Annotated in this window: 14 protein-coding genes; 5 read left to right on the forward strand and 9 right to left on the reverse strand. The window is 69.6% G+C overall.

Translation table 11 applies throughout. The features are described from left to right. Positions 1-21 precede the first annotated feature (21 nt). From AC3XYG_RS12810 to AC3XYG_RS12830, 5 genes are all read right to left on the reverse strand, one after another. Complete coding sequence (locus tag AC3XYG_RS12810; protein ID WP_489140223.1) at positions 22-1,275, reverse strand: ROK family protein; 1,254 nt, start codon at positions 1,273-1,275, stop codon at positions 22-24. A 175-nt stretch (positions 1,276-1,450) separates the two neighbouring features. Continuing rightward, positions 1,451-2,173 (reverse strand): class I SAM-dependent methyltransferase, encoded by a 723-nt coding sequence (locus AC3XYG_RS12815; RefSeq protein WP_489140224.1) that lies wholly within the window; start codon positions 2,171-2,173, stop codon positions 1,451-1,453. 10 nt (positions 2,174-2,183) lie between these two features. Continuing rightward, the gene (gene metF, locus AC3XYG_RS12820; RefSeq protein WP_489140225.1) at positions 2,184-3,089 is read right to left on the reverse strand and encodes a methylenetetrahydrofolate reductase [NAD(P)H]; all 906 of its coding nucleotides are present in this window, start codon (positions 3,087-3,089) and stop codon (positions 2,184-2,186) included. Beyond that, positions 3,086-4,036 (reverse strand): ArsR/SmtB family transcription factor, encoded by a 951-nt coding sequence (locus AC3XYG_RS12825; RefSeq protein ID WP_489140226.1) that lies wholly within the window; start codon positions 4,034-4,036, stop codon positions 3,086-3,088. The genes metF and AC3XYG_RS12825 overlap by 4 nt, the downstream gene beginning before the upstream one ends. A gap of 110 nt (positions 4,037-4,146) precedes the next feature. After that, positions 4,147-4,755: an HAD family hydrolase gene (locus tag AC3XYG_RS12830; RefSeq protein WP_489140227.1), complete on the reverse strand. Its 609-nt coding sequence runs from the start codon at positions 4,753-4,755 to the stop codon at positions 4,147-4,149. Positions 4,756-4,855: 100 nt separating this feature from the next. On the opposite strand from AC3XYG_RS12830, the gene maiA reads away from it, so the two are divergent. From maiA to AC3XYG_RS12855, 5 genes are all read left to right on the forward strand, one after another. Continuing rightward, positions 4,856-5,497 (forward strand): maleylacetoacetate isomerase, encoded by a 642-nt coding sequence (gene maiA / locus AC3XYG_RS12835; protein WP_489140228.1) that lies wholly within the window; start codon positions 4,856-4,858, stop codon positions 5,495-5,497. 49 nt (positions 5,498-5,546) lie between these two features. Further along, a complete protein-coding gene (locus AC3XYG_RS12840; protein WP_489140229.1) occupies positions 5,547-6,815 on the forward strand; it encodes an MFS transporter in 1,269 nt (422 codons plus the stop codon). After that, complete coding sequence (locus AC3XYG_RS12845; RefSeq protein WP_489140230.1) at positions 6,808-7,689, forward strand: amidohydrolase family protein; 882 nt, start codon at positions 6,808-6,810, stop codon at positions 7,687-7,689. Before AC3XYG_RS12840 ends, AC3XYG_RS12845 begins: the two co-directional genes overlap by 8 nt. 189 nt (positions 7,690-7,878) lie before the next feature. Further along, positions 7,879-8,613 (forward strand): helix-turn-helix transcriptional regulator, encoded by a 735-nt coding sequence (locus AC3XYG_RS12850; protein WP_489140231.1) that lies wholly within the window; start codon positions 7,879-7,881, stop codon positions 8,611-8,613. Then, positions 8,610-9,341, forward strand: coding sequence for a helix-turn-helix transcriptional regulator (locus tag AC3XYG_RS12855; protein WP_489140232.1), 732 nt, complete (start codon positions 8,610-8,612; stop codon positions 9,339-9,341). Before AC3XYG_RS12850 ends, AC3XYG_RS12855 begins: the two co-directional genes overlap by 4 nt. A gap of 22 nt (positions 9,342-9,363) precedes the next feature. Here the strand turns inward: AC3XYG_RS12855 and AC3XYG_RS12860 are convergent, their stop codons facing one another. From AC3XYG_RS12860 to AC3XYG_RS12875, 4 genes are all read right to left on the reverse strand, one after another. After that, complete coding sequence (locus AC3XYG_RS12860) at positions 9,364-10,662, reverse strand: O-acetylhomoserine aminocarboxypropyltransferase (RefSeq protein ID WP_489140233.1); 1,299 nt, start codon at positions 10,660-10,662, stop codon at positions 9,364-9,366. A 4-nt stretch (positions 10,663-10,666) separates the two neighbouring features. After that, entirely contained in the window at positions 10,667-11,155 is a 489-nt protein-coding gene (locus AC3XYG_RS12865; protein WP_489140234.1) for a CoA-binding protein, read from the reverse strand. Positions 11,156-11,173: 18 nt separating this feature from the next. After that, positions 11,174-11,983 carry an enoyl-CoA hydratase gene (locus tag AC3XYG_RS12870; RefSeq protein WP_489140235.1) on the reverse strand — a complete coding sequence of 270 codons (810 nt, stop codon included), beginning with the start codon at positions 11,981-11,983 and terminating at the stop codon, positions 11,174-11,176. Positions 11,984-12,288: 305 nt separating this feature from the next. Beyond that, on the reverse strand, positions 12,289-12,774 hold a 486-nt coding region (locus tag AC3XYG_RS12875; RefSeq protein WP_489140236.1), incomplete at its 5' end, for a hypothetical protein.

A 12,774-nucleotide genomic window follows, 5' to 3' on the forward strand; every position in this document is an offset into this window, starting at 1 on the left:
GGGTGACCCGTGGGCGGGTGGTCAGTCGGCGGCTGCATGGTCGCGCCATCCCCTTTCGTCGGCGCTGCGGGTCAGGATCGAGGCCCGCGGCGAGAAGCTGAAGAACATCGGCAGGGCGGCGGCGCCGATCGCGCCGGCGTCGCAGCCGAAGGACCCGTGCAGGACCTGCGGCGGCTGGCCCGCCTCCGGCACGGTTGCGGCCAGCTTGGCCCGCAGCCGGCCGATCAGCGCGTCGACCAGCCCGTCATGGATGTCGGCGTCGATGATGACGCTGCGCACCTCCAGCAGGGCGGCGGCGGACCAGATCGCGTCGGTCATGGCGTCGGCGCAATCCTCGATCCACTCCGCCACCGGCGGGCGGGCGGCGGCGATCGCGCGCTTGAGGTCGGCGCGGCTGCCGCCGGCCAGGCCGTGGAAGGCAAGGTGGCGGGTCAGGGCGTTCAGCGAGGCGCGGGTCAGCAGGATGTCGCGGCCGCCGGCGGCCGGCGGGGCGGAGGCCAGCCGGCCGGGCCCAACCGGCAGCAGCGCCACGTCGCCGGCATTGCCGGTCGGGCCGCGCAGGCAGTCGCCGCCCAGCACCACGCCGCCGCCGATGGCGGGGCCGATGAACAGGTACAGGAAATCGTCGATGCTGCGGCCCAGGCCGTAGAACAGCTCGGCCACGGCGGCGGAGGTGCCGTCATTCTCGCCGAACACCGGCAGGCCGGTCGCTTCCTCCAGCATGACAGGGAAATCGACCGTGTCCCAGGCGGCGAAATCGGCCGGCGGCAGGTCCAGCTGGTGCAGCCAGGCGCCGAGATTGTAGGGCTGGGCCAGGCCGATGCCGGCCAGCTTCGGCCGGTCGGCCGGATCCAGCAGGTCCAGCAGCTCGGCGACGTCCTGCCGGGCGATGCGCAGCGCCTCGGCCGGGGCGGGCAGCAGCCGGTCGTGGCTGCGGCGGGCGATCACGGTGCCGCCGAAATCGATCAGCACGGATTCCATGCTGCGGCGGTCCAGCCGGACGCCGATGCCGTAGGCGCCCTGCGGTGCCAGCCGGTACAGGGTGGCGGGCTGGCCGCGGCCGCCATCGTGGCGCTTGCCGACCGACGCGATCAGCCCGTCATCCTCGAGCTGGGCGATGATGCCGCCGATCGCGGTGTTGGTCAGCTCCGCCTGCCGCGCCAGTTCGGCCTTCGACGCCTCGCCGGCACGGCGCAGGGTCTGCAGCACCAGGCGCTCATTGTACCGGCGAAGCTGTATGGAATTGGTGCCGCGGCGGATCGCGGAGCGTCGCACGTCCATCCTCCCGGCACACCCGTTCGTGATTAATTGAACGTGATGGAATTAATCCGTCCGGTTTCGGCCGTCAAGGACAGTTTCTCTCGTTTTCGGGTCGAATTCGGACAGGAGCTTTCGATCGGCCGGAACAACGGTATCCGCTGTGGCGCAAATGCTCAAGATATCCGGGTGCCTAGGCTGCGTTCTCAGGCAGGTCGGCGATCCGCCACAGGCCCAGCGCCTTGTCGCGATAGGCGCCGCCCTCCTCGGTGCAGCCTTCGACGATGACGCCGTGGGGCACGGGCAGGCTGAAGGGCGGCTGTTCCAGGTTCAGCGGCCGCCAGTCGCCATCGGCGATGGCGCGGTTGCCCTGCAGCTCCAGGAAAGTGGTGGTCAGCAGCCAGGTCGACCCGGAGCGTCGGAGATTGGCGAAGGCCGCGGCGATGCTGCCGGCCGACAGGTGCACCAGGCAGTCGCGGCACAGCACGACATCGGCCCGGGGCAGTGGATCGCGGGTCAGGTCCAGCCGCAGGAACCGGCGCCCATCCGTCTCGCCGTGCAGCACGATGTTCTTGGCGATCAGATCGGCGACGATGTCCGCGCCGGTGTAGGCGATGCCGGCGAGGTCGACCCGGCTCATCCAGCCGAAATCGCCGCAGGGCAGGTCGAGCAGCGAGGCCGCGCCCAGCTGCCGCAGCAGCGCCGGGATCGCGGCCCGCAGCTCCGCCGTGCCATCGAGGCCGGAGCCGAGGCCCGACCGCGATTCCTCGGCGCCCCAGACATTGTTGCGCCAGATGTAGTCGAAGGTGTCGGCCAGGCCGAGGCCGCTCAGCGCCCCGGTGTGCCCGGCATAGACGCGCTGGGCCAGCGCCGCCGGCCGGTCGGCATCGGACAGCGGCTTGGTCTCATCCGTCATCTCGGGCCTTTCAGGCGGCAACGGCCTCGGCCCGGCGCGGGCGGATGCCGAGGAAGCGGCAGATCGCCAGGGTCAGCTCGGCCCGGTTCAGGGTGTAGAAGTGGAATTCCTCCACCCCATGCGTCTGCAGCAGGCGGCACTGCTCGACCGCGACCGAGGCGGCGACCAGTTGGCGCGTGTCCGGCGTCTCGTCCAGCCCGTCGAACAGCATCTCCAGCCAGTCCGGCACGGCGGCGCCGCAGGCCTGGGAGAATTCCTTGGTCCGGGCGAAATTGGTGATGGGCAGGATGCCCGGCACGATCGGCAGGGTGATGCCGGCCGCCGCGGCGCGATCGCGGAAGCGCAGGAAGGCATCGGTGTCGAAGAAGAACTGGGTCAGGGCCCGGTCGGCCCCGGCATCGGCCTTGCGCTTCAGGTTGTCCAGGTCGAAATCGGCCGACGGCGCCGACGGATGCATCTCGGGGTAGGCCGCGACCGAGATGTCGAACGGGGCGATGCGGCGCAGCCCGGCCACCAGGTCGGCGGCATAGGCATAGCCATCCGGCCGCACCTCATAGGGCGCGCCGCCCGGCGGGTCGCCGCGCAGCGCGACGATGCGGCGGATGCCGGCGGCCCACAGGGCGCGGGCGACGCCGTCGATCTCCTCGCGTGAGGCGCCGACGCAGGTCAGATGCGAGGCGGTGGGCAGGCCGCTGCCGTCCTGGATCTTGGTGACGATGCCGAAGGTCCGGTCGCGGGTGGTGCCGCCGGCGCCATAGGTGACCGAGACGAAATCCGGCGCCAGCGGCGCCAGCCGCGTCACCGTCTCCATCAGGGTCGCCTCCGCCGCCTCGGATTTCGGCGGGAAGAATTCGAAGCTGACGATGGGGTCCCGGCGGCCAATCTCGGCCGAAGCATTGGCAGGGATGGTCGTCATGCCGCGGCTCTCCGTTGCGCCGCCCGATTGGCGGGCCAGATGGTGACGGTCAAAGGGGCGCCGGGCAGATGCACCGGCGGTTCGCTGTCGAAGCCGGCCCGCTGCAGCCAGCGGGCGAAGACATCGTCGGGAAAGCCGAGCCAGCGATGGGCATGGTCGGCGCGCAGGCTTTCGACATCGTGCGGCGCGAAATCGGCGACGATCAGCCGGCCGCCGGGCCGCAGCACCCGGGCCGCCTCGGCGATCGCCGCGGCCGGATCCTCCAGATGGTGCAGCACATGGTGCACCAGGGCGACGTCGAAGGAATTGCCGGGCAGGGGCAGCTGGTACAGGTCACCCTGCCGCACCTGGCAGCGGCGCTGCATCCCGGCCCGTTCGATGTTGGCACGGGCGACCGACAGCATCTCGCGCGACAGGTCGATGCCGACGGCACGGCGCACCCGCTCGCCCAGCAGGATCAGCATCCGGCCGCTGCCGGTGCCGAGGTCGAGCAGGTCGCCGATCTCGCCCGGCGGCAGCAGGTCCAGGATCGCCTGTTCCACCGCGCTGTCGGCGATGTGCAGGGTGCGCAGATCGTCCCAATGCGAGGCGTTGTCGCGGAAATAGCCGGCCGCCGACTCGGCGCGCTGGCGCTTCACCGACTCCAGCCGCTCCAGGTCCAGGCTGACCGTGGTGTCGCCGTCCGGGATCAGATCGACCAGGCTGCGCGCCAGATCGGCCACGGAGTCGCCCTCGGCCAGGCGGAAGAAGGCGAAGGTGCCCTCGCGGAACCGGTCCAGCAGGCCGGCCTCGGTCAGCAGCTTCAGGTGGCGCGACACGCGCGGCTGGCTCTGCCCCAGGATCTGGGTCAGGTCGGTCACCGACAGGTCGCCATGGGCGCACAGCATCAGGATCCGAAGCCGTGTCGGCTCGGCCGCCGCTTTCAGCCCCTGCAACAGACGCTCCACGACCCTCAGGCCTCCTGATTTCCAATGTGCATGGACGCCAGGATAGCAAACTCTCTGCGAGACATAAACATGTCTTTATGTGTCTCGATGCGGCAGGCGCGGTTTCTGCCCTAAAGCGCCCCCATCTCCACCAGCTCGCGGCGGGCCTGTTCCGGCGACTCGAAGTGGATCGCGCGCATGCCGACCGCCCGGGCACCGACGACGTTGGCGGCATTGTCGTCGATGAAGATGCAGTCGGCCAGCGACAGGCCGAAGCGGCTTTCCAGCAGCTGGTAGATCCGCGCATCCGGCTTCAGCAGCTTTTCATGGGCGGAGACGATGACGCCGTCGAACCAGGTCAGGAACGGGTAGTTCGCCTGGGCCACCGCGAACTTCTCGGCTGAGAAGTTGGTGATGGCATAGACCTTGTCGCCGCGATCCTTCAGCCCCTTCAGGATCTCGACCGTGCCGTCGATGACATGGGGCACCATCTCCTCCCAGCGCTCGTCGAAGGCGCGGATCAGCGGCTCATGGTGCGGGAACTCGGCGATTTTCTCGGCGACGCCCTCGGCGAAGGGCTTGCCGCCATCCAGCGACAGGTTCCAGTCATGGGTACAGACTTCCGCCAGGAATTCTTCCATCGCCGCCTCGTCCGCGAACAGCTTGCGGTAGAGGTGCCGCGGGTTCCATTCCAGCAGCACGGCGCCGATGTCGAAGACAATGGTGGGGCGTGCCGCCATAGGATTAGATGGGGCCGGATGTGACGAGGGCATGGCAAGACGCTCCGCTTCGGGCTATGTGGAATCGCTGGTAGCACGCGGGGAGAGCTGGACCCAAGCCATGAAGCTGCACACCTATTTCCGGTCCTCGGCCGCCTATCGGGTCCGCATCGCGATGGCGCTGAAGGGCCTCGACTACGATTCGGTGTTCCACCATCTGCGCAAGGGCGAGCAGGCGATCGAGCCCTATCGCTCGCTGAACCCGCAGAAGCTGGTGCCGGCGCTGGAGGGCGAGGGATCGGTGATCACCCAGTCGCTGGCGATCATCGAGTATCTCGAGGACACCCATCCCCTGCCGCCGCTGCTGCCGCCCGACCCGGCGGGCCGGGCCCGGGTGCGGTCGATCGCGCTGTCGATCGCCTGCGAGATCCACCCGATCAACAATCTGCGCGTGCTGCGCTACCTCAAGACGCCGCTGGCTCATGACGAGGCGGCGATCGAGGAATGGTACCGGCACTGGGTGGCGGAAGGCTTCGGCGCGCTGGAGATCCAGCTGTCGCGGTCGCCCGCGACCGGCGCCTTCTGCCATGGCGCCATGCCGACCATCGCCGATTGCTGCCTGATCCCGCAGCTCTACAACGCGCGGCGCTTCGACTGCGACCTGAACCCCTATCCGACACTGCTGGGGATCGAGGAGCGGGCGGTGGCCCTGCCGGCCTTCGCCGAGGCGGCGCCGGAGCGGCAGGGGGATGCCGAGGCTTAGCTAAAGCGATCTCCGCCGGTCGCGGCGGCCACACGAAACGGGGGGCAGCATGACCACGGAAACGAACGACACCAGCCCGACCGCCTGGTTCAAGGAGATGACTCCGCCGGAGCGGCGGACCTTCTGGGCCTGCTTCTCCGGCTGGGGCCTGGATGCGCTGGACGCCCAGATCTACAGCCTCGTGATCCCCACCATCATGGTGGTGTTCCATCTGACCGGGGGCGAGGCCGGCGCCATCGCCACGGTGACGCTGCTGTGCTCCGCCGTGGGCGGCTGGGCCGCCGGCCTCCTGGCCGACCGCATCGGCCGGGTGCGGACGCTGCAGCTCACCATCCTCTGGTTCTCCGTCTTCACCTTCCTCAGCGGCTTCGCCCAGAGCTACGAGCAACTGATGCTGGCCCGCGCCCTGATGGGCTTCGGCTTCGGCGGCGAATGGGCGGCGGGCGCGGTCCTGATCGGCGAGGTGATCCGCCCGCAGTATCGCGGCCGGGCGGTCGGCACGGTGCAGTCGGGCTGGTCGATCGGCTGGGCGGCCGCGGTGCTGGTGCAGACCCTGCTGTTCACGATGTTCGACCCGACCGTCGCCTGGCGCTACCTCTTCTTCATCGGCGTCCTGCCGGCGCTTGCGGTGTTCCTGATCCGCCGTTTCGTGGCGGAGCCGCCGGTGTTCGCGGAGACCAGGCGCCGGATCGAGGCCACGGGCGACCGGCCCAGCTTCTTCGAGATCTTCTCGCCCGCGGTGATCAGGACCACGATCCTGACCTCGCTCCTCGCCACCGGGGCGCAGGGCGGCTACTACGCCGTCACCACCTGGCTGCCGCGGTTCCTGAGCGAGACGCGGGGGCTGAAGCTCATGGATGCCAGCGGCAACCTGTTCGTGGTCATCGCCGGGTCCTTCGCGGGATATCTGGTCGGCGCCTATCTTGCAGACCGGCTGGGGCGGCGGCCCCTGTTCTTCATCTTCTCGCTCGGCGCCATCGCCGTGGTCTACATCTATACGAGCCTCGATCTCGGCAACACCGCGCTGTTGATCATGGGCTTTCCGCTCGGCTTCTTCGGCTCGGGCTATTTCAGCGGCGTCGGCGCCTTCCTGACCGAGCTGTTTCCGACCCGCATCCGCGGCTCCGGCCAGGGCTTCGCCTATAATTTCGGCCGCGGGGTCGGGGCGCTGTTCCCGACGCTGGTCGGTGCCCTGTCGGAACGCATGCCGCTCGGCCAGGCGATCGGCCTGTTCGCGATCGGCGCCTACGCCCTGCTGTTCGTCGCCGCGCTGGCCCTGCCCGAGACCAAGGGAAAGATCCTGCATGCCGATGGCTGAACCGCTGCCGACCGCGCACCTGTGCCAGGGGCCGGACCCGGCGCCGCGGCCGCCGCGCCGGATCGTATTGCCGGAAGGGGCCTGCGACACCCACGCCCATGTCATCGGCGGGCCGCCGGATTATCCGCTGGTAGGCAGCCGCAGCTACACCCCGCCGGAAGCGCCGCCGCAGGCCTATCTCGGCATGCTCGACGCGGTCGGCATGGCCCGCGGCGTGCTGGTCCAGGTCAGCGTACACGGCACCGACAACCAGCTGATGGTCGAGACGCTGAAGGCCAGCCGGGGCCGGCTGCGCGGCATCGCCGTGATCGGCGCCGACGCCTCGGACGCCGAGCTGGCCCGGCTGAAAGACGCCGGCGTGGTGGGCCTGCGGCTCAACGTGCTGTTCGGCGGCGGGGTCGGCTTCGACCAGCTCGAACGCCTCGGCGACCGCTGCCGTGAGCTCGGCTGGCACCTGCAGTTCCTGCTCGACGCCCGGATGCTGCCGGAGCTGGCGCCGCGGCTCGACCGGCTGCCGGTGCCCTTCGTCATCGACCATATGGGCCACATGCCTGTTACCGCCGGCCTCGACCATCCCGGCTTCCAGGCGCTGCTCGGCCTGCTGCGGCGGGGCAAGGGCTGGGTCAAGCTGTCCGGCGCCTTCCGCGTCTCGACGGCCGGGCCGCCCTATGCCGACACCATCCCCTTCGCCCAGGCCCTGGTGCAGGCCGCGCCGGACCGCATGGTCTGGGGTAGCGACTGGCCGCATGTCGCCCATCCCGGCCAGATGCCGAATGTCGGCGACCTGCTCGACCTCTTGGCCGACTGGGTGCCGGACCTGGCCCAGCGCGACGCCATCCTCGCCGCCAACCCGGCCCGGCTTTACGGGTTCTGAACAGGGATCGCCGAGATCTTCCTGCGCGACCGCCGGCTGCCTGAAGGGATCGCCGTGCGATGATGCGGTAAAGGCGAAGGCGTCCCGGGATTTGGAAAGTCGTGCCGTCAAAAGAACAAAAATCCTGCTAAGTATTCGGGCCGGGATGAGGCCTTTGGCAGGGATGGGTGTTGCTGCACCTCTTGCATTATGTCGGATGATTCTGTGCTCGGCGACGTGATCGGCCGGATCTACGACGCCGCCCTGCGCCGGGAGGATTGGGCCGTCGCGCTCGAATCCGTGGCGGAGGTGCTGGGCGGCGATTCCTCCGTCGTGCTGGAACGGACCGGCAAGCCGGATCAGCAGGACAATGCGGTCAGGGTCAGGTCCGATCCGGCCTATGCCCCGCTCTACGGCCAGTATCGAAGCTTCAGCCCGTTCGCGTCGATCCTGCCCAGGCTGCCGAGCGGTTCGGTCTTCGTCGACTTCATGCTGGTTCCGGAAGCGACCCTGCTTCACAACCAATACCGGGTGGACTATGCGCTGCCGCAGGGGCGGTACAGCAGCCTGGTCTGGACCGATATCGACCAGCGCGGCGCCCTGGCCTTCCTGTCCGTGTGGCGGTCGCGGCGGCGGCCGGCGTGGGATGCCGGCGGGATCCGGCTGCTGCGGCGTCTGGGGCCGCATCTGTCGCGCGCGCTGGTGCTCGAACAGCGGCTGGCGGCCGGCGGGGCGGATGGCGCCGCCGATCTGCTCAGCCGGCGGGAGAGGGACTGCCTGGCCTGCATCGCCCGCGGTGCCTCCAGCAAGATGGCGGCCCGGCAACTCGATTTGTCGGTCCACACCGTCAGCAAATATGTGGAATCGGCGATGCGCAAGCTCGGGGCATCGACCCGCTCCGAAGCCGTGGTCAAGGCCCTGGGCAAGGGTCTGTTCCCGTCATGATCGATGACCTCATGCTCGCCGACATGATCGGCCGGCTCTATGACGCCGCCCTCGGCGACGAGGCGTGGACATCGGCGGTCGGTCGCCTGATGCGGCTGCTCGGCGGCGACTGCATCGCCCTGCACCCGACCCCGCGGCCGATGCAGCCCGACGTGGCGGTGCGGGTCGATTCCGACCCGGACTACATCAGGCACTTCAATGCCTATTTCCACACGCTGTGGCCGATCCGGCCGCTGCTGCCGCGGCTCCAGGCCGGGTCGGTCTTCGTCGACCGGATGCTGATCCCCGATGCCGACTATATCAGGACCGAGTTCTACAACGACTATGTCCGGCCGCAGGACCGCCACAGCGGCCTGTCTTGGGTGGATTTCGACGACGGGCAGCTCGGCGCCCATCTGTCGGTCTGGCGGGCGCGGCGGCGGCCGGATTGGGGGCAGGGGGAGATTGACGTCCTGCGCCGTCTCGGCCCGCATCTCGGCCGGGTGCTGAAGCTGCGCACGCGCCTGTCGGCCGAGGACGCGCCGGGGGAACCGCTGCTGACACGGCGCGAGATGGACTGTCTCGGCCATGTCGCCCGCGGCGCCTCCAGCAAGCGTGTCGCCCAGCTGCTCGGCCTGTCGGCGCACACGGTCAACGAATACGTCGAATCGGCGATGCGCAAGCTGGGCGCCGCCACCCGCACCGAAGCGGTCGCCAGGGCCGTGGGCCAGGGCCTGCTGCGGGCCTGAGCACCACGGCCGCCGGTTCTGTTCAGGCCGTCGCTGCCTTCAGCGCCTGGTCGAGGTCGGCGATGATGTCGGCCACCGATTCCAGCCCGATCGACAGGCGGATCACCTCGGGGCCGGCACCGGCGGCCTTCAGCCCTTCCGGCGTCAGCTGGCGGTGGGTGGTCGAGGCCGGGTGGATGATCAGCGACCGGGCGTCGCCGATATTGGCGAGGTGGCTCAGCAGCTCCACGCCCTCGACCATCTTCACGCCGGCATCGAAGCCGCCCTTGACGCCGAAGGTGAAGACCGAGCCGGCGCCGCGCGGCAGGTCCCGCTTCGCCAGCTCGTGGTATTTCGACGATGCCAGGCCGGCATAGTTCACCCATTCCACCGCCGGGTGGGTCGACAGGAATTCCGCGACCTTCTGCGCATTCTCGACATGCCGGTCCATCCGCAGCGACAGCGTCTCGATGCCGAGCAGGGTGAGGAAGGCGTTCATCGGCTGCTGGTTGACGCCGAGGTCGCGCAGGCCGACGGCATGGCCGTAGAAGGTGTAGGCCAGATCGCCGAAGGTCTCGTGGAAGCGCAGGCCGTGATAGCCCGGCTCCTCCCCCGTCAGCCCCTTGAACTTGTCGGACTGGGCCCAGTTGAAGCGGCCGGAATCGACCACCACGCCGCCGATCGACGTGCCGTTGCCGGACAGGAACTTGGTGGTGGAATGCACCACGATGTCGGCGCCGTGCTCGATCGGCCGGCACAGATACGGGGTGGCCATGGTGTTGTCGACGATCAGCGGCACGCCGAGGTCATGTGCCACCTTGGCGATCGCCTCGATGTCGCTGACCACGCCGCCGGGGTTGGCCAGGCTTTCGATGAAGATCGCCCGGGTCTTGTCGTTGGCGGCGCGGCGGATGTTCTCCGGGTCGTCGGCATCGACGAAATGGGTGACCCAGCCGAAGGCGCGCTTGAAGCTGTTGCCCAGCTGGTTGATCGACCCGCCGTAGAGCTTGTTGGCGGCGATGATCTCGGCCCCCGGCTCCATGAACGGGAACAGCGCCAGCAGCTGGGCGCCGTGGCCCGAGGCGGCGGCGATGGCGCCGACCCCGCCTTCGAGCGAGGCGATCCGCTCCTCCAGCACCGACACCGTCGGGTTGGTCAGCCGGCTGTAGATGAAGCCCAGCTTCTGCAGGTTGAACAGCGACGCCGCATGCTCGGCATCCTCGAAGACGAAGGAGGTGGTCTGGTAGATCGGCGTCTGCCGCGCGCCGGTGGCCGGGTCCGGCCGGGCGCCGGCATGGATCGCCAGCGTGTCGAAGCCGGGGCTGCTGTTGCTCTCGGACATGTCCCTATCCCTTTTTCTGCATCTTCGATGAAATCACGCGCGACGAGGTGCCCATCCAGCCCAGCTCGCCGTTCAGCCGCGCCCATTCGATCTTGGGGCAGCGGTTCATCACCACCTGGATGCCGGCCGCCTCGGCCTTCGCGGCCGCCGCGTCGTTGCGGACGCCCAGCTGCATCCAGATCACCTTGGGGGGCACGGGCAGGGCCAGCGCCTCGTCGACGATGCCGGACGCCGCCTCGCTGTTGCGGAAGATGTCGACCATGTCGACCGGGCCGGGCAGGTCGGCCAGCCGGGCGTAGACCGTCTCCTTCAGGATGGTCTGGCCGACGGCGCCGGGATTGACCGGGAAGACGCGGAAGCCCTTGCCCTGCAGATAGGTCATGGCGAAGTAGCTGGGCCGGTTCCAGTTTGGGCTGGCCCCGACCATGGCGATGGTCTTCACCGACCGCAGGATGCCGCGGATGTAGGCGTCGTCGTAGCGGTCGTGAGTCATGGGGGCGTGGTCCAAAGCTCAGCGCCCCTGCCAGACGGGGGGCCGCTTGGCCAGGAAGGCGTCGATGCCCTCGGCGGCATCGCGGGCCAGCATGTTCCGGGTCATGACCTCGCTCGCATAATCATAGGCGCTCTGCAGCCCCATCTCGGCCTGGGCGTAGAAGGCTTCCTTGCCGATAGCCAGGGTCAGCGGCGATTTTGAGGCGATCTGCCCGGCCAGGGCCGCGGTCTCGGCCGCCAGCCGGTCGCCCGGCACCACGCGGTTGACCAGACCCAGCTCGCGCCCCCGCTCCGCGGTGACGGGATCGCCGGTCAGCAGCATCTCCATCGCCGGCTTGCGGCCGACGGCGCGCGACAGGGCGACCATGGGGGTGGAGCAGAACAGGCCGATGTTCACCCCCGGCGTGGCGAAGCGCGCCTCCGCCGCGGCGACGGCCAGGTCGCAGGTCGCCACCAGCTGGCAGCCGGCGGCGGTCGCCATGCCCTGCACCTGGGCGATGACGGGCTTGGGCAGCCGGGTGATCGCCAGCATCAGGGCGCTGCACTGAGCGAAGGTGTGTTCGTAATGCTCGCGGCTGGGGTCGCCGCGCAGCTCCTTCAGGTCGTGCCCGGCGCAGAACACCGGGCCGGCGGCGGCCAGCACCACGACCTTGACCGACTCGTCGTGCCGGATCGCCTGCAGCTCGGTCTCCAGCGCCAGCATCAGCGCCAGCGACAGGGCGTTGCGCGCCGCCGGCCGGTTCAGGGTCAGCGTCGCCACGCCGTCGGCATCCCGGCGCAGCAGGGGCGCGTCGGGGGGCAGGGCTGTGGGCAGCGGGTCGGCGGACATGGCGGCTTCCTGGGATCCGGGCAATGCGGGGGCACTCTACCCCGAGCATCACAGGATGAAACAGCCAGGAACCGATGAGAGGGGAGATGCCCGCAGCCGGGAGATCGGCTTGCGAGACGTCTTCCGACACTCTTTCACCGTCAGCGCGAGCGCAGCGACGCGATCCAGTCGTGCAGTCCAAGGCGGCGCCAGCCTGGATCGCCACGGCGCTACGCGCCTCGCGATGACGGTGTTGGGTTGGTGCGGCAGGCTCACCCCAAGACCGTCCAGTGAGGGGGGTGGCCCCGGCCTATCCGTCATGCCGATCACCCCGTGTCGGGGATGTCGTGTACCTGGTAACGGAGGCAGGTCTCGATGCCGAGGGAACGGCAGAGGCGGTCGGCGACGGTGCGGGTGGTCTCGGTGTCGAGGCATTCGATCATGTCCGCCTCCTGCAGCCGCACCGCCAGCCCGACCCGGATCCCCGGGATCCGCGCCGGATCGATCGCGGGGAAGGCGCGCTCGACCGCGGCGACGGCCAGATCCCGGCGCCGGGCCCGTTCGGCCCGGATCGAGGCCTCGCCGCCGGCCGGCCGCGGCGGGGTCGGCGTCGCCGGCCAGCCGGGCGCCCAATTGCCCCATTCCTCGGCCAGGCCCAGGCCGCAGGCCAGCCCGGCCATGACAGAGCCGACCGGCCGGTCCTCGACCCGGTCGGCATCGTCGTCGGTATAGAGGTCGCTGAGCCGCTCGCCGAGCTCCTGCTCCAGCGCCTTGGCCCGGTCGTCATCCGGGGTCTCGTCCCAGATCATGAA

This window comes from Inquilinus sp. (assembly GCF_057815775.1).

Bases quoted from the DNA above. Each gene is read 5' to 3' on its own strand.
- AC3XYG_RS12815 (WP_489140224.1), bottom strand. From the start codon at position 2,173: ATGACGGATGAGACCAAGCCGCTGTCCGATGCCGACCGGCCGGCGGCG.
- metF (WP_489140225.1), bottom strand. From the start codon at position 3,089: ATGACGACCATCCCTGCCAATGCTTCGGCCGAGATTGGCCGCCGGGAC.
- AC3XYG_RS12830 (WP_489140227.1), bottom strand. From the start codon at position 4,755: ATGGCGGCACGCCCCACCATTGTCTTCGACATCGGCGCCGTGCTGCTG.
- maiA (WP_489140228.1), top strand. From the start codon at position 4,856: ATGAAGCTGCACACCTATTTCCGGTCCTCGGCCGCCTATCGGGTCCGC.
- AC3XYG_RS12840 (WP_489140229.1), top strand. From the start codon at position 5,547: ATGACCACGGAAACGAACGACACCAGCCCGACCGCCTGGTTCAAGGAG.
- AC3XYG_RS12845 (WP_489140230.1), top strand. From the start codon at position 6,808: ATGGCTGAACCGCTGCCGACCGCGCACCTGTGCCAGGGGCCGGACCCG.
- AC3XYG_RS12850 (WP_489140231.1), top strand. From the start codon at position 7,879: ATGTCGGATGATTCTGTGCTCGGCGACGTGATCGGCCGGATCTACGAC.
- AC3XYG_RS12855 (WP_489140232.1), top strand. From the start codon at position 8,610: ATGATCGATGACCTCATGCTCGCCGACATGATCGGCCGGCTCTATGAC.
- AC3XYG_RS12860 (WP_489140233.1), bottom strand. From the start codon at position 10,662: ATGTCCGAGAGCAACAGCAGCCCCGGCTTCGACACGCTGGCGATCCAT.
- AC3XYG_RS12865 (WP_489140234.1), bottom strand. From the start codon at position 11,155: ATGACTCACGACCGCTACGACGACGCCTACATCCGCGGCATCCTGCGG.
- AC3XYG_RS12870 (WP_489140235.1), bottom strand. From the start codon at position 11,983: ATGTCCGCCGACCCGCTGCCCACAGCCCTGCCCCCCGACGCGCCCCTG.